General features: G+C 61.3%; 19 protein-coding genes, 1 tRNA gene and 1 pseudogene. 12 read left to right on the top strand and 9 right to left on the bottom strand.

Annotation, left to right across the window (positions count from 1 at the left end):
- A partial coding sequence (locus tag C7G61_RS22310) for an AAA family ATPase (RefSeq protein ID WP_244608411.1) occupies positions 1-1163 on the bottom strand: 1163 nt, incomplete at its 3' end.
- A gap of 150 nt (positions 1164-1313) precedes the next feature.
- Positions 1314-1439: pseudogene (locus tag C7G61_RS47490) on the bottom strand (double zinc ribbon domain-containing protein); the annotation flags it as partial.
- Between the two features lie 343 nt (positions 1440-1782).
- Here C7G61_RS47490 and C7G61_RS47250 point away from each other — a divergent pair.
- Positions 1783-1989 carry a hypothetical protein gene (locus tag C7G61_RS47250; protein WP_338026106.1) on the top strand — a complete coding sequence of 69 codons (207 nt, stop codon included), beginning with the start codon at positions 1783-1785 and terminating at the stop codon, positions 1987-1989.
- Entirely contained in the window at positions 1943-2290 is a 348-nt protein-coding gene (locus tag C7G61_RS47245) for a tyrosine-type recombinase/integrase (RefSeq protein WP_338026105.1), read from the top strand. The genes C7G61_RS47250 and C7G61_RS47245 overlap by 47 nt, the downstream gene beginning before the upstream one ends.
- Positions 2291-2539: 249 nt before the next feature.
- Here the strand turns inward: C7G61_RS47245 and C7G61_RS22295 are convergent, their stop codons facing one another.
- The 3 genes from C7G61_RS22295 to groES all read right to left on the bottom strand — a co-directional run bounded on the left by C7G61_RS22295 (position 2540) and on the right by groES (position 4357).
- Positions 2540-3025 (bottom strand): response regulator, encoded by a 486-nt coding sequence (locus C7G61_RS22295; protein ID WP_108518391.1) that lies wholly within the window; start codon positions 3023-3025, stop codon positions 2540-2542.
- A gap of 1 nt (position 3026) precedes the next feature.
- Positions 3027-3425 (bottom strand): response regulator, encoded by a 399-nt coding sequence (locus tag C7G61_RS22290; RefSeq protein ID WP_108518388.1) that lies wholly within the window; start codon positions 3423-3425, stop codon positions 3027-3029.
- 617 nt (positions 3426-4042) lie between these two features.
- Positions 4043-4357 carry a co-chaperone GroES gene (gene groES, locus C7G61_RS22285; RefSeq protein WP_108518386.1) on the bottom strand — a complete coding sequence of 105 codons (315 nt, stop codon included), beginning with the start codon at positions 4355-4357 and terminating at the stop codon, positions 4043-4045.
- Between the two features lie 406 nt (positions 4358-4763).
- Between groES and C7G61_RS22280 the strand changes: the two genes are divergently transcribed.
- From C7G61_RS22280 to C7G61_RS22250, 7 genes are all read left to right on the top strand, one after another.
- Positions 4764-5399, top strand: coding sequence for an NADH dehydrogenase ubiquinone Fe-S protein 4 (locus C7G61_RS22280; RefSeq protein ID WP_244608410.1), 636 nt, complete (start codon positions 4764-4766; stop codon positions 5397-5399).
- Complete coding sequence (locus tag C7G61_RS22275) at positions 5396-5905, top strand: SPW repeat protein (protein WP_244608409.1); 510 nt, start codon at positions 5396-5398, stop codon at positions 5903-5905. Before C7G61_RS22280 ends, C7G61_RS22275 begins: the two co-directional genes overlap by 4 nt.
- Positions 5906-6684: 779 nt before the next feature.
- Positions 6685-7611 (top strand): RNA polymerase sigma factor RpoH, encoded by a 927-nt coding sequence (rpoH, locus tag C7G61_RS22270; RefSeq protein ID WP_108518380.1) that lies wholly within the window; start codon positions 6685-6687, stop codon positions 7609-7611.
- 316 nt (positions 7612-7927) lie between these two features.
- A complete protein-coding gene (locus tag C7G61_RS22265) occupies positions 7928-8245 on the top strand; it encodes a hypothetical protein (protein WP_108518378.1) in 318 nt (105 codons plus the stop codon).
- A 271-nt stretch (positions 8246-8516) separates the two neighbouring features.
- Entirely contained in the window at positions 8517-8981 is a 465-nt protein-coding gene (hspB, locus tag C7G61_RS22260; RefSeq protein ID WP_108518375.1) for a small heat shock protein HspB, read from the top strand.
- An 87-nt stretch (positions 8982-9068) separates the two neighbouring features.
- On the top strand, positions 9069-9572 hold the full coding sequence (locus C7G61_RS22255; protein WP_108518372.1) for an Hsp20/alpha crystallin family protein: 504 nt from the start codon (positions 9069-9071) through the stop codon (positions 9570-9572).
- A gap of 64 nt (positions 9573-9636) precedes the next feature.
- Positions 9637-10110 carry a hypothetical protein gene (locus C7G61_RS22250; protein WP_190241918.1) on the top strand — a complete coding sequence of 158 codons (474 nt, stop codon included), beginning with the start codon at positions 9637-9639 and terminating at the stop codon, positions 10108-10110.
- 423 nt (positions 10111-10533) lie between these two features.
- Here C7G61_RS22250 and C7G61_RS22245 read toward each other — a convergent pair.
- Both C7G61_RS22245 and C7G61_RS22240 read right to left on the bottom strand, forming a co-directional pair.
- Positions 10534-10618: transfer RNA gene (locus C7G61_RS22245), tRNA-Leu, on the bottom strand.
- Between the two features lie 97 nt (positions 10619-10715).
- Positions 10716-10958, bottom strand: a complete 243-nt coding sequence (locus C7G61_RS22240; protein ID WP_066505938.1) for a FliM/FliN family flagellar motor switch protein — start codon at positions 10956-10958, stop codon at positions 10716-10718.
- A 64-nt stretch (positions 10959-11022) separates the two neighbouring features.
- Here C7G61_RS22240 and lipB point away from each other — a divergent pair, with 64 nt between their 5' ends.
- Complete coding sequence (gene lipB, locus C7G61_RS22235) at positions 11023-11751, top strand: lipoyl(octanoyl) transferase LipB (RefSeq protein ID WP_108518369.1); 729 nt, start codon at positions 11023-11025, stop codon at positions 11749-11751.
- Positions 11752-11834: 83 nt separating this feature from the next.
- Entirely contained in the window at positions 11835-12134 is a 300-nt protein-coding gene (locus C7G61_RS22230) for a hypothetical protein (protein ID WP_108518367.1), read from the top strand.
- 95 nt (positions 12135-12229) lie between these two features.
- Here the strand turns inward: C7G61_RS22230 and C7G61_RS22225 are convergent, their stop codons facing one another.
- Complete coding sequence (locus tag C7G61_RS22225; RefSeq protein ID WP_190241917.1) at positions 12230-13111, bottom strand: LysR family transcriptional regulator; 882 nt, start codon at positions 13109-13111, stop codon at positions 12230-12232.
- Positions 13112-13134: 23 nt separating this feature from the next.
- Here C7G61_RS22225 and C7G61_RS22220 point away from each other — a divergent pair, with 23 nt between their 5' ends.
- Positions 13135-13617, top strand: a complete 483-nt coding sequence (locus C7G61_RS22220) for a tautomerase family protein (protein WP_108518362.1) — start codon at positions 13135-13137, stop codon at positions 13615-13617.
- A 51-nt stretch (positions 13618-13668) separates the two neighbouring features.
- Here C7G61_RS22220 and C7G61_RS22215 read toward each other — a convergent pair whose 3' ends face one another.
- A complete protein-coding gene (locus C7G61_RS22215) occupies positions 13669-14097 on the bottom strand; it encodes a tautomerase family protein (RefSeq protein ID WP_108518359.1) in 429 nt (142 codons plus the stop codon).
- Positions 14098-14143: the final 46 nt, after the last annotated feature.

Raw genomic sequence — 14143 nt, 5'->3', positions numbered from 1 at the left:
GACTGAAACTCGGGGCGATGGGTGACCAGCAGTAGCACCGGCAGGCTCGCCACCAGCTCGACGGTCCGGTCCAGCAACTCGCGCGAGCTCGGATCGATCCATTGCGCGTCCTCGCACACGATCAAGACTGGATGTCGCCGTGCCAGAGCTTCAAGCTGTCGAACCAGAGCGTCGAAGGTCTTTTCCTTCCTTCGCTGCGGCGTGACGACAATCCGCAGGCTGCGATCGGCGGTCGAGATCGATAGCAGCTCGGCGAGGATTGCCACATCCTCGTCGGGCGGCGATGTAGGGGACAGCGTCGCCCGCAGCTTGTCGAGCCTGATCCCCGGTGTGTCCTCACGCTCGAAACCAGCGGTTCGCTGGAGCTGCGCAATGAAGGGATAGAGCGAGCTGTCCTGATGACGCGGCGAGCAGAAATAGCGCAAGCGAGTGTGCGGTTCGCCCTCGATATGCTCCTGGAGAGCCGCGACGAGGCGTGACTTGCCGATCCCCGCTTCGCCGGCGAGCAGCACTACCTGGCCGGTGCCCGTCCGCGCGCGATCCCAGCACCGTCCCAGCAGCTCGAGTTCTTCCTCGCGCCCGACCAGCGGGGTGAGGACCGCCGCGTGCAGCGCCTCGAAGCGGCTCTCCATTGTCCCCTCGCGCAGCACTCGCCAGGCGCGCACCGGCACGGCGAAGCCCTTCAGCGTCACTGCGCCGAGATCCTGATAATCAAAGAGCCCGCCGATCAGCCGCCGCGTATCCTCGGCGATCACCACCCCATCCGGCTCAGCGAGCGATTGCAGCCGGGCAGCCAGATTCGGCGTTTCACCGAGCACCGCCTGCGCCTCCGATGCCTCGCTGCCGATCAGATCGCCGATGATGACGAGACCGGTCGCGAGCCCGAGACGAACCCGCAGTTCGAGTCCAGGCGGGGCGCCCGGCGCATGCCCGGCGGCGGCGATCTCGAGCGCAGCGCGCACCGCGCGTTCAGCATCATCCTCGTGCGCCGAAGGATGGCCGAACAGGATCAGCATGCCATCACCAATGTAGCGACTGATGGTGCCGCCATATTTCCGGACGATCGCCGCGACGCCATCGCGGTATGCGGCAATGGTTTCTCGTAAATCTTCCGGATCGAGCTGTGCCGCAAGCGCCGTCGAACCGACGAGGTCGCAGAACATCACTGTGAGCTGACGGCGCTCCGCGGATGAACTTGGCGCCGGTGGCAAGGTCAGCGGTTCTGATACCCGCGGTACGGAGCACATCGCCCCTCCCGCCCCTGCCAATACTCGCGCCGCTCCTATCGGCATCAGCAGGGCGCCGCAGTCGCCACAGAATCTCTTGCCCGACGGGTTCTCGGACCCGCATGCGGCGCAGCGCACAGATAGCGGCCTGCCACAGTCGCGGCACATGTCGTGACCGTCAGGGTTGGCGCTGCCGCAGCTCGGGCACTCCATGCCGCACCTGATCTGTTGCTGACCAGCCTGAGCTCTCGTCGGTTGTCATCAAGAGCCGACGCCGAGAGCGGGGCAGGCACGATGGTCAGTTTTCCTGAAAGTCTCCCAATACATTTCAATTTTATCACATCGCCTCCGGCTGATTGTGAACCGGGTCACAGTCAGAAAGGGAAGGATGTTGCGTCTCTTCGCCTCGGCCTCATGTCTCTTCTGGGTCAATGGACTAAACCGCTCGCGCGGTAGGGCCCTGCGACGGGCGGCACAGCCAAGACGATAGCGCAACGGGGCGTCCTGTCTTGAGATCGAGGGTTTCGACAACCTCACTCAACACAGGAGCATCCCCATGACCGACGAGGCCATGAGCCCATTGCGGCGGCGCATGATCGAAGACATGACGATCCGCAAGTTAGCGCCGAAGACCCAACATGACTACGTGCAGAGGGTCAAGAACTTCGCTGCGTTCCTCGGGCTACTAGCTGCATCTGGCGGCGAGCGGCGTTGGCGTGCCGACGATCAATCAGACCGTCTCGACATTGCGGTTCTTTTTTAAGGTCACGCTCAGGCGCCACGATATCGTCGAGCATACCCATATCATTCACGAGCCGCGCAAGCTGCCGGTGGTACTCAGCGTCGAGGAAGTGGCGCGGCTGCTCGATGCCGCACCCGGGCTCAAGTACAAGGCGGCGCTGAGCGTGGCCTACGGCGCCGGCCTGCGCGCCGCCGAGGTCATCTCGCTCAAGGTCTCCGACATCGACAGTAAGCGCATGATCATCCGCGTCGAGCAGGGCAAGGGTGGCAAGGACCGTAACGTCATGCTGTCGCCAAAGCTGCTCGATCTGCTGCGCACCTGATGGATGGCGGCGCGCCCGCAGGGCTGGCTGTTCCCGGGCCGCGATCCGGCCCAGCCGATGACCACGCGCTAGCTCAATCACATGTTCGAATCGTGTCGGGCGCGCCATTTTTTTATCATACAGCGCGATATCCACTCTTGGGACGGAGACTCCGGCTGTGCCGCATTCGAGCGAGCAAATCTGGTGGGAAAATCGTGGCCGACCGCAGATAGCTTGGCAACTGACGATGTCGGTCAGAAGCTCGCCAGTCTAAGAACAGTAAGTTAAGTGGTCGGATTGGACTCGTAGGCCGCCGCTCGAACGATTGTGTAGACGCTTTGCAGGGCGCAAAATTGTGTCCGGCTCGTCCTTTGCAATCGTAGCTTTTCTGTTCGCCAGCAACCGCCGGATGTGATCCAGGACCGGTTTGTAGTCTGCAGGTTTGCCAGCAGCCGGGCTCTCGTCGCAAAGGTCCCCGGCACTCTGCAAGGCTTTCGCCACGGTGCCGGCCAACATCAATTCCACGTCTGGGAAATGCGATCTGATCCAGGCTGAGAGCACAAATCCGCTCTCGGTTGGCGAGTGTACGTCGATCAAGGCTACGTCGATCCGCAGCTTGCCATTCGAGAATGCCTGTCGAGCTTCTTCACCGCTGGCCGTCTCAATAACGCTGTACCCGCAGTCTCGAAGGTATTGAGCGAGCGGTTGGCGAACGAGGATCTCGCTCTCCACCACCAGAATTGTGTTTGCAGTCATGTTACTTCAGTGGCTCGCCCGCAATATTTGCGAGCAGTTGCACGATGCACTGGATGTCATACGGCTTGGAGACAAATTTGCCGATCCGAGTCGCTTCCTTCTCGTTTGTGATGTCGGCGGAAGCTATAATGATTGGCAAGTTCGGAAGCCTGCTGCGGACCCGCTCTGCCAGAGTGAGCCCATTGAGGTCGCCGGGTGTGCGAACATCGGTCAAAAGCAGGTCCGGCAACTCTCCCGCTTCAAGGAAGGCCCACGCTTCGTCTGCGGTCACTGCCTCGACCACATGAAATCCTGATCCCCGAAACGCAGCTGCTATGTCGACCCGAACGAAAAACTCGTCCTCGACGAGCAGTATCCGAGTCGGTCTTCGGTCCAGCTCCTCCATTGGAGCAAATTCCATGGGGTCCTCCCTCACGGCTTGGACCTAACTTGTCGGGACGGCTAGGGTTCCAAGTCCAAGTTGTCCATCGGACGGGGTCGAAAAATGCCGCAAATCCGGCGACCGACGCTCGATGCGCTCGCGGAGGACTGCCGCCGGCCTGAACCAAGGACTGAGGACGAGGGCGAAGAGCGCGCTAGGGGCCTCGGCTCCTACGCCGGAGCTTCCTTGAGGAGGCCGTTCATGAGGGCCTGCAACTCGGGCGAGGTAAGCGGATCCGGCATCTCGCACGCAAGGCATCGCCATGTCCTGGGCGGCTTGCCGCCGGGCTGCAGCGCGAAGGCCATGGGCTGTCGGCATTTCGGACGGAGGTGGGGCCCCCCCGGTCATTTCCTGTACTCCGTCTCCTCCTCCGTCGGTCTCCCGATGAAACCAATTTAGATCGCTCCGGAATTTCCGGTCAAGATCGTCGTGGACGCGCTGGGTGCTCTTAGCTCCTGCCGCCGCATTTCCTATCGCGACGACAACGCCCGCTCAGGCCTCTGTGGGCAGCCTAATCTGGCGCTTGCGCCCGGGACCTTCCCCTTCAGGGCTATATGATACTGTTTCCATTCCTCCCGATCACATTGGACGGGCGTTCAAGCGGCCTTCCGACCGGCACTGGCCTCGACCAACACGCCCGTGATGTCGCTTTCCTTCATGATCAGGTATTCGATGCCGTCGATCTTGACTTCGGTGCCCGACCATTTGCCGAACAGCACCCGGTCGCCGGTCTTAACGTCGATCGGAATGAGCTTGCCGGTCTCGTCGCGCCCTCCCGGCCCGACCGCGACGACCTCGCCCTGTTGCGGCTTCTCCTTGGCGGTGTCAGGGATGATGATGCCTCCGGCGGTTTTCTCCTCGGCTTCGACGCGCTTGACCACCACCCGATCATGAAGCGGACGGAATTTCATTGCTCTTCTCCTTGGACGAAAGTTTGTGAACGAAAAAAAGTGGCGTCGCGCGCGACGCGCGACTGGTCCAGCGGCGACAAGGCGATCGTGTCGGCTCCTCATCACGCGGGCCTTCAACTCCACTTGACAGGCCAAGCTCGCTTCCTAATTTTTTTGCATGCGCCTCTTCCGGGCCTGACGATGGAAAATGGTGGGACGCCCACGGCGTCCGGCATCCCTTGTCCATCTTGCTCCACGGAGGATGTGGGCTATGAGGAACGACGACCTGAACCTGCTATGGCGCTCGAGTATGGGGCCCGATCACCCCTCCGGCGTCAGCGCTGGCATGCCGCAACATAAGGGCGAGGACAACATCCTGCCCCGCAATACCTTGCCGTTCGCTCAACGGGCTTTCCCGCCGGATGCGATGGCGACGATCTACCGGCCGGCGCGATCGGCAATGACTTCCGGAACAGCCAACACGCGGCGTTGGAAGCTCCGTTTCGAGCCGCGCACGGCCCCTTTCGTCGAACCGTTGATGGGATGGACCGGCGGGACGGACACCCTGTCCCAGGTAGAATTGGACTTTCCATCCGCGGAGGCCGCCGTGGCCTATGCCAAACGACAGGGCCTCAATTTCGTCGTGCAGGGTCCTGCAGAGGCGACCCAGGACCGCTGCCCGGCGCCAGACAAGTCGAAACCCGGCGATCGGGATCGAAGGGCCGCCCAAGCCTGCGATTTCCGATCATGCACCCGCAAGCTTGAATGGGTGGAGCGAACGCTCGAGCCCAGGGTCACGAACGACGGAATTGATCTCGACCGCGCGCTGGCCAACCCCGCCGCGGCGTTCGACGAACCCGAACGGGTCGTCCGCCAGTCCAAACTATCGCATGAGCAGAAACGCGAAATTCTGCGCCGCTGGGCGCTCGACGCGCACCGCACGGCGCGGACGGATTTCTCACGGCTGGACAAGGTAATCGACGCCTTGATCGATCTGGATGAGCCCGAGGGCTTGGTGATCAAGCGAAGGGAAATACTAAGCAACGGAGCGCGCGCAGCATGATTGCACGGGCAGCCGACTGGGTCGAGCCTTCCGCGCGCCGTGTACGAGTTCCGGTTCGACGGCTGAACACGTTGGAACGGCAACGCCCTGAACTGGGCATGGTAATGCAACGTGATCTGCAACGTAGGAGGTCGAATGATGGAGCTGAAATGAAAGAATCGGGTGTTGACGTGGTCAATCTCATCCTCGCGGCTTTCTTGCTTCTGACGCCATGGATGTTCGGATTTGCATCCGACCACGTTGCGGCGCCGAACGCGTGGGTGAGCGGCATTATCATCGGCGCAGTGGCGATCGCAGCGCTCACGAAATTCGCCGCGTGGGAGGAGTGGATCAATCTCCTTCTCGGGGTGTGGGTTCTGATTTCGCCTTGGGTACTGAGTTTCTCGGCTCAGACGACAGCGAGATGGGCCCACGTCGGCATCGGGCTGATCGTCGCCGGGCTGGCAGGCCTGCAGCTGTGGTTCATGCATCAGACGCCACAGCAGCGGGTCGGCGCCCAACGATAAGGATGTCGCGAGGAGGATGCGGGCTGTTAGACCCGGCCCACATCCCGCAGTTTTTGCGATGCAACGGGGTCGGGCCCGCGCGTGGCACAAACCCTTCGCAATTAGAAGACACTGCCAGGAACGGGTGCGGGAAACGTCGGTTCAGGGCTCGGCGTAGAGATGAGATAAAGGACGCCTGCGACGAGCATCACGGCAGTAAGCGCTAGTCCAAGCATGGCTAAAGCCAGTTCGTATGGGTCTTCCATGGAATGAACCGCGGCCTCCTCGGCACCCGGCCGGCACCCTTCGTCTTTGGCCGGCCCTATCCGGCTTGCGTTGGCGGCTCCAGCCAACGGCCCCAGCCGCCGTTGTGCGACTACTGCAAAGGTGCTGGCGCACCCGTTATGACAATTGTCAGAATGAACAGCATGCTCAGAAGGCAGCCTGTCATCCCGACCAACTTTCCGACTTCGGAGCGCTCGAAGAACATTGCTTATACCTCCTCATTTCGTACCCGAACCGAGACCAGCCCTCCGGGTTGAACCGATCAAGCTGCCATCGCAACACGGGCGGTCGATCCACTTAGTGAAACGGCGATGGCTTGCAAGGCCGAGTTGAATGATTTCCAGCGCGCGCCCGCCGCGGAAAATCTCGGTTTGCCACTTGAAACTAAACGGCCATTTATTCGTTTTTTGCCCGCCGCGGTAAGCGGTCCGGGCGCCCTCGGGGCCCGGCGAGACGGGCGCCCGCAGGTGCCCGCCGCCTGCTCGTACCCATCTTGCTCCTTGGAGGATTTGGCTATGAGGACTTACGACATCACTCCCCTGCGGCGATCCGCTCTGACTCCTCCGTCTCTCGACGCCGGATTGTCGAGATATCTCGCCGAAATCCGCAAATTTCCGATCCTCACACCAGAGGAAGAACTCGCCTACGCAAGGCGCTGGCGCGAGCATCGGGATCGCGACGCCGCTTTTCAACTGGTCACCAGCCACCTCAGGCTGGTCGCCAAGATAGCGATGCGCTATCGCGGCTACGGCCTTCCGATCGCCGATATCGTCTCCGAAGGCAACATCGGCCTGATGCAGGCCGTGAAGCGCTTCGATCCGGACCGGGGTGTGCGCCTCGCCACCTATGCGATGTGGTGGATCCGGGCCACGATCCAGGAGTACATCCTTCGATCCTGGTCCCATGTGAAGGTTGCCGCCAGCTCCACCCAGAAGAAATTGTTTTTCAAACTGCGGCAGGCCAAGAGCGCGATCTCGGCTTTCCACGACGGCGACTTGCGGCCGGACCAGGCCGCCCTCATTGCCGAGCGTCTTAAGGTTGCTGAACGAGACGTGGTCGATATGAATCGGCGTCTGCAGGGCGATGTGTCGTTGAATGCACCGGTCCACCACGACGAGGATAAGGCCGGCGATGCATTGGATTGGCTTGTTGATCCCACACCAACCCAGGAAACAGCGTTCGCCGAGCAGCAGGAGACCGCTTATCGCCATCAGGCCCTGAAGAGTGCCATCGAGACGCTTAACCCTCGCCAACGTCGAATCTTCACCGCGCGCTGGTTGACGGACGAGCCTCCGACCCTTGAAGAGCTGGCTGCGGAACACGGTGTGTCCCGCGAACGCGTCCGCCAGATCGAACAGCGGGCTTTTCAAAAGGTGCAGGCTGCGATGCAGAGTTACGGGCGCGGTGCCGGCGGTAAGCAGCCGGACCTGTACCGCGCTTAGGCTCCGAACGATCGAATCGTGCGGATACCGGGGCCATGCTTACGTCGTCGATCGTTCTTGTAATGATCGTCAACACCGTTGCGGCAAGCACGGCGCCCTTTTTGGCCTTGCTGGCATCCGTCTTGGACCCAGGCAATCGGGTGGCGACGACGGATGTGGCTCCCGACAGCCGCTTTCCGCACCAAGAGGAAGGAATCGCCTACGCAGCATGACCGGGCGCAGCCCAAGGAACGTTTTCTTTGGTGGTGCGTTCGGCGGCCAGCGGGCGAGTCCGGAACCACAATGACGAGCCCGACGAACTTTTACGGAGGATGACATGATGAAAAGACTGTTGGCATTTGTGCTGGCGGGCGCTCTCATGACTCCCACCACAGGCCTTGCGAGAGAGAGCGCGTTCAGCAATGACGGGGCACGGCAAGCAGCGTCGAAATTTCCGGAGAATCTTCCGCTCCCGCCGATCCCCCATCTTGAGACGATGCCGTGGATGAACTTTGACTTGGAGACGAAGGGACCAAGAGTGGACACCCTGTTGCCGCCCAGTTTCGTTGTCCCGGCGATGCCGAAAGACTCGGCGTTTGCCAATAACGACGTCTTTAACACCAAGCAGCTGTTGGCAGGGACGGGAGTTGAATAGAAAGCGCAAGCCAACCACCGCCGCTTCGGTGGCGGTGGTTCGATGGTCGTGAATTTAATGGGCGCCACTTCCGGAATTTTAACGATCGTCCTCCAGCCCGCGCGGATTGCGCAACTGGATCCCTGCCCCCTCTTGAAATCCGATTGGCGTTTTCTAATTTCTTGTGTGCCGCGACAAGCGGACCGGGCGCCCTTCAGGGGCCCGGCGGAGCCGGGCGCCGGAGGTGTCCGGGGCCTGCTCGTATCCATCTTGCTCAACGGAGGATTTGGCTATGAGGACTACCTACGATTTTGCTCCCCTATGGCGGTCGACCATCGGCTTTGACCGCCTTTTCGACCTTGTCGATGCCGCGCAGCAGCAGACGGGCACGGAGGACAATTATCCGCCGTGCAACGTCGAGCGCGTGGGCGAAGACCGCTACCAGATCTCGCTGGCGGTCGCAGGTTTCTCGCCTGACGAAATCGAGATCACCGCAGAACAAAGCGTCCTGACGGTGGAAGGCCGGAAGGCCGAGAAACAACAGCGCGAATTCCTGTACCAGGGGATTTCGTCGCGGCCTTTCAAGCGGCAGTTCAATCTGGCGGACTACGTCCAGGTCAAGGGAGCGGCGTTTGACAACGGCTTGCTCCGGATTGAACTGGTCCGCGAGCTGCCGGAGGCCATGAAGCCGCGTCGGATTTCCATCGCGGGTTCGTCCGCTTCGGATGTCCGGCAGATCGACGGCCAAGCGGCCTGACCACACTCAAAACTTCATATCAGCAAACTAACTTCCGCGGCGGTCCTGTGCCCGGCGGAGGTCAGTCTATCGAGGGAGAACACAACCATGGCTATTAAGGATCTCATTCCCTGGAACAACAAGGGGCGCGAGGTCGGTTTTCAGCGCGCCTCGGAAGTACATCCATTCCTTGCGTTGCACCGCGAAATGAATCGCATGTTCGAGGACGTATTTCGCGGATTCGATGTTGCACCGTTCGGGTTTGCCTCCCGGACTCTGGATGGGCTCGGCTGGCCGCAGATCGACATCGAGGAGACGGACAAGGAGGTGCGCATCACCGCCGAGCTGCCCGGTCTCGATGAGAAGGACGTCAGCCTGGAAATCGCAAATGGCGTTCTTTCGATCTCCGGCGAGAAGAAATCGGAGTCGGAAGACAAGGCCCGTCGCTTCAGTGAACGGTACTATGGTCGCTTCGAACGGCGCATACCGCTAGAGGACGTCGAGGAGGACAAGGTCTCCGCCGCGTTCAAGAACGGCGTGCTGACCGTAACGGTGCCGAAATCCGCCGAAGCGAAGAATGTCCGCCGCATCGCGATCAATCGCAATGGCTGACGCATCCGTCCGGGCGCTCGATCGGTGAGCGCCCGGACGACGGCGTTATTTGCATGCAGGGGAGATGCCGCGTGGTCAAGGAACGGAGGAGCGAAAAGGAACTGCGCCAGATGATGCTCGCGGCCGCTCGCCAACACGTCGAGTGCAGCGAACTGGAAGATCTTTTCATATTTGGACCGACGCCACGGCCTGGCGCCAATTGGGGCTTTGGTATCGCAGGCAAGGAGAACAAGGTCTCTGTGGCCTGCTACACGCGGCTCGACCAGATCGCCAGTCACCTTCAGGAAAAAAAAATGAGCTGCATCCGGTCAAGGCTGCCCGGCGCGATATCGAAGCCAGGGTTTGGTCCCTGGTCCATGACCACCCAACACTCAAGGCGTGGCTCTCACGTTCCGGCGGCGCCTACGACATCGCCACGTTCAAGAAACTTGAAGGTCAGCCGAATTGGACAATGGAATGGAATACTGACGATCAGCCGGCCAAAGCTGCCTTCGAACGGATCGTCCGGTCCGTTCAAACGCAAATTGAGCTGGAGTAAGCGGGTCGCTGACCAGGAGCTAGTACGAGCCCCACCGATTTGTACGCTGGGCTACGCTGCTGCCCTATCGTACTGAAATTGCGCTTTTGCTTTTCGCGGCCCTGGTTCAAATAAAGCTGCGAGGACGACAAGAGCAAACGCTGGACGCACGTTGGAGACGCCGGTGACAAAGTTTGAAGAACAAGCTGCGACGCAAGCGCCTCGCTGCGCTTGCCACAGATTGAAAACAAAAGCTGTAGGTGACCGCCCTTATGGGAAGTGCCGGAACAGGCGTCGCGCCACCTGAACGAGTTTCCTCAACCGAAGACGCGTGAAATTCAACTAGGGAGATGTGCGCAGAACAAAATAGTAACTTTTCGAAGTGAGTAACAATGTGGGAGAAAAAATCGCGAAAACACCTTTCGTATCAATGGCTTATGCCTTTGGTGCGCTCGGAGGGACTCGAACCCCCACGATTTTACTCACTGCCACCTCAAGGCAGCGCGTCTACCAATTCCGCCACGAGCGCTTGGGATACCGGCTGGAAGGACTAGCGTCCGCCGGATCAACGGCGCCGATGTAACAAATCAGGGATGGGGGGACAAGGAAGTTTTGCGCTCCGATAACTACCTGACATCAGGGGATTTCGGCAGCATTTGCTTGACTTCGACCGCGATGCGGTTGCGATCCACCAGCACCACGCCGGAAGCCACCGGAAGGTTGTTGGCGAGGATCTTGACCTCGTCCGCCTCGGTGGCGTCCAGTTCGATGATGGCGCCGCGGGAAAGCCGCATCACCTGGTGGATGGGCATGGTCGTGGTGCCGAGCACCACCATGAGATCGACGCTGACTTTATCGAGGGTGGCCACTTCGAAACCGCCAAAAGGGGGACTAAATTGGTGTAGTTCCACCTGACCACGTTATGGTTAGCCAATGGTTAATGACCGCCAAAGCCTTGATTTGACGACGTTCGCGCTAGTCCAGGGCGGCGGCGAGGTCGAATGGCGGATTTCGGCTACTCCTGTGCCCTACCCCGAGGCCGTGGCTGCGATGGAATCACGCGCGGCCGATATCGCCGACCAGAAGGCCGCCGAACTGGTCTGGCTACTGGAGCATCCCCCGCTCTACACCTCCGGCACCAGCGGCAAGGAAGGCGACCTGCTCGATCCGCGCTTCCCGCTATTCACCACCGGCCGCGGCGGGCAGCTCACCTATCACGGCCCCGGCCAGCGGGTGGCCTATGTGATGCTCGACCTCAAGCGCCGCCGGCCGGACGTGCGCGCCTATGTAGCGGGCCTTGAAGAATGGATCATCCGCACACTCGACGCCTTCAACGTGCGCGGCGAGCGCCGCGAGGATCGCGTCGGCGTCTGGGTCAGGCGGCCGGACAAGGGCGCAGGCTACGAGGACAAGATCGCTGCGATCGGCGTGCGGCTGCGGCGCTGGGTGTCGTTCCACGGCATCGCCATCAATGTCGAGCCGGAGCTAGCGCATTTTTCCGCGATCGTGCCCTGCGGCGTCATCGATCCGCGTTACGGCGTCACCTCGCTGGTCGATCTCGGCCTGCCCGTGACGATGGAAGACGTCGACGTCGCGCTCCGGCGAGCATTTGAAGACGTATTCGGCGCGACAGCTGCGCGCCTGCCGGAAGCAACGATCTGAGACGTCCGCCGCCCTGTCTTGCGGTCTTCCGCTTCGGCGAGCGGAGCCACATATCCAGAAGCAGTGGTGTAGAGGAGGTCGCGATGACGACGCACAGACTTCCTTTTGAGAACCGGTGGACCAACAGCGCGAACGCGCGGCAATGGAATTGTGAACTTGACCATCTGGGCGTGGCGAACGTACGGGCCTTGTTTGTAGATCACGAAACGCGGCATCCCAACCGGCGCAACGTTGTACAGGACGTTCCGGCCGGCTTTGTCCGTGACTGGCTGGCGTTCCAGGATCGGCGCGCGGCGCGACAACAATTGCTTTGGCGCGCGACCGTGATTGCACTCTCGGCGATCGCCGCGACGGCGGCCGTGCTGGGCGTGCTGATCGCGTGAAATGGCAGGGCCGCTTGAAGGCGCCCCGGCGCTGCCGCAGGTTTTTAGAGCGCGGCGCCGACGCGCGTCCGTCGGAAGCGGCTATTTCACTTCCGTCAAACGCTGGCCTTGAGGAAATCAACGAACGCGCGAACCCGCGGGATGTTTTGCCGCCCGGGCAGGATCAGGGCCGTGATCGGTTGCGGGTCGGGATCGTGGCAGTGCGACAGCACCGGCACGAGCCTGCCATCCTGCAAGGCCGCCTCACCCAGAAAGTCGCCGAACCGCACGAGGCCGGCGCCCGCCAGCGCGAGGTCGAGAAGGAAGTCGGCGCTGTCAGCACGGATCGATCCTTTCACCGGCACCATGACCCGCTTGCCTTGCTCGAACATCGGCCATTGCGCCAGCCGCGAGAAGCCGGAGAGCTGCAGGCAATTATGCCGGGCGAGATCGGCGGCTTGTTCGGGAACGCCATGGCGCTCCAGATATCGCGGGCTGCCGGCAATGATGCGCCTGACTTCGCCAAGGCGAACCGCGATCAACTCACTATCCCCAAGCGGTCCTACCCTGATCGTGACGTCGACCTGATCGGCGATCGGATCGATGCGGTGATCGCTCACCGACAGATCGACCATAATTTCCGGAAACTGGTCCATGAATGACGGCAGCAGCCGCGCGAGCCGGTGTCTTGCGAATGCAGTGCCGCTGTTGATCCGCAGATGCCCGCGCGGGCGTCCATGGACCGAAGCGACGTCGGCTTCGGCTGCCTCGACCGCGGCCAGGATGCTCCTTGCGTGAATGAGGAAGGTTTCGCCTTCCTGGGTAAGCACCAGCCGCCGCGTCGTACGATGCAGAAGCTTGGTCCCGAAACGGCGCTCCAGCCTGGTCACGATGCGGGAGACGCCTGAGGCGGTCAGTTCGATCTCGGCGCCCACGGCCGCAAAACTCCCCAAATCGACCGTCCGGACAAAGACCGCGAGGTCTGACATCGGGTGCATCAGCATATTCATGACTTTTAGGTATGAGTATTTATCAAAAAGAGAAATTTATCTCCATTTCTAGCATGAATAGGACGGAGGTCCAGAACCCCGGAGACCTCCTCATGCCCCTCGCCCGCATATCTGTTCCAGTCCATCTGGCGCCGGCCCAAATTCGCGCCCTTGCCAACGCCGTGCATGAGGGTCTTGTCGAGACCTGTGGCGTGCCGCCCAAGGACCGGTTTCAACTCGTTTCGGTCTATGCGCCGGAGATGATGTTCATCGACCCAACCTTCCCTGACGTCGCGCGCACGCCGGACGCGTCGATCATCGAGATTCTGTTTCTCGAAGGGCGCACGATCGATCAGAAGAAAAACCTGTTTCGGCGGATCGCGGACCAGGCCGTCCGCGCCGGATTTTCCGGCGACGACATCATGATCGTGCTCACTGAAAATGCCCCGGTGGACTGGTCGCTCGGGCGTGGCCTTCCATTCGGCGACCATCATGGGCCGATGGTCTCGCGTTGACAGCGCATGCGCGGACGGCGCTACAGGCGCCGTCCGCAAGTCAGGCAATCTTCACGCCGCAACCTTCTGCGGCGCGACCGCTAGCTTGCCAGCGATATAGCGGCGCTCCTGGGTGAGGCCGCCGAAGCCGTAGGCATCGCCCCTGACCTCGTCGACATGGGCATAGCTTTCCTCATGCAGCGGCCCGAGCAGTTCGCCCATGCGCTGGAACAGCGCGGCGAGATAGGCGGCCTTCTCGTCCTTGGTGTTGGTGCCCTCGCTAACATGAACGTCGAGCCAGAAGCTGGCGAGGCTCTGCTCGGCGAGTGACTGGCCGCCGGCGAACCAGTCGGCAGCATCGACCGATTTCACGATGATGGCGGTGACCTTGGGATCCTTGCGCAGGATTCGCGCGGTGAGATCGCTCACGGTGGACGCAATCTCAGCCTTCAGCGACGGCGACTTGCGGACGCTGGAATAGGTAACGGTGATGAGCGGCATGGTCGTTCTCCTTCGATAAGGCGCGCTGGCATCGCGCCCCTCGATA

The organism is Bradyrhizobium algeriense, from assembly GCF_003062295.1.
GTDB lineage: Bacteria > Pseudomonadota > Alphaproteobacteria > Rhizobiales > Xanthobacteraceae > Bradyrhizobium > Bradyrhizobium algeriense.
This window is presented reverse-complemented; position numbering and strand designations above follow the sequence as displayed.

Bases quoted from the DNA above. Each gene is read 5' to 3' on its own strand.
- rpoH (WP_108518380.1), top strand. From the start codon at position 6,685: ATGAGGACTTACGACATCACTCCCCTGCGGCGATCCGCTCTGACTCCT.
- groES (WP_108518386.1), bottom strand. From the start codon at position 4,357: ATGAAATTCCGTCCGCTTCATGATCGGGTGGTGGTCAAGCGCGTCGAA.
- C7G61_RS22275 (WP_244608409.1), top strand. From the start codon at position 5,396: ATGATTGCACGGGCAGCCGACTGGGTCGAGCCTTCCGCGCGCCGTGTA.
- C7G61_RS22265 (WP_108518378.1), top strand. From the start codon at position 7,928: ATGATGAAAAGACTGTTGGCATTTGTGCTGGCGGGCGCTCTCATGACT.
- C7G61_RS22215 (WP_108518359.1), bottom strand. From the start codon at position 14,097: ATGCCGCTCATCACCGTTACCTATTCCAGCGTCCGCAAGTCGCCGTCG.
- C7G61_RS22220 (WP_108518362.1), top strand. From the start codon at position 13,135: ATGAGTATTTATCAAAAAGAGAAATTTATCTCCATTTCTAGCATGAAT.
- C7G61_RS22290 (WP_108518388.1), bottom strand. From the start codon at position 3,425: ATGGAATTTGCTCCAATGGAGGAGCTGGACCGAAGACCGACTCGGATA.
- C7G61_RS22280 (WP_244608410.1), top strand. From the start codon at position 4,764: ATGGCGACGATCTACCGGCCGGCGCGATCGGCAATGACTTCCGGAACA.
- lipB (WP_108518369.1), top strand. From the start codon at position 11,023: ATGGTTAATGACCGCCAAAGCCTTGATTTGACGACGTTCGCGCTAGTC.
- C7G61_RS22255 (WP_108518372.1), top strand. From the start codon at position 9,069: ATGGCTATTAAGGATCTCATTCCCTGGAACAACAAGGGGCGCGAGGTC.
- hspB (WP_108518375.1), top strand. From the start codon at position 8,517: ATGAGGACTACCTACGATTTTGCTCCCCTATGGCGGTCGACCATCGGC.
- C7G61_RS22225 (WP_190241917.1), bottom strand. From the start codon at position 13,111: ATGCACCCGATGTCAGACCTCGCGGTCTTTGTCCGGACGGTCGATTTG.
- C7G61_RS22295 (WP_108518391.1), bottom strand. From the start codon at position 3,025: ATGACTGCAAACACAATTCTGGTGGTGGAGAGCGAGATCCTCGTTCGC.
- C7G61_RS22250 (WP_190241918.1), top strand. From the start codon at position 9,637: ATGCCGCGTGGTCAAGGAACGGAGGAGCGAAAAGGAACTGCGCCAGAT.
- C7G61_RS22230 (WP_108518367.1), top strand. From the start codon at position 11,835: ATGACGACGCACAGACTTCCTTTTGAGAACCGGTGGACCAACAGCGCG.
- C7G61_RS47250 (WP_338026106.1), top strand. From the start codon at position 1,783: ATGACCGACGAGGCCATGAGCCCATTGCGGCGGCGCATGATCGAAGAC.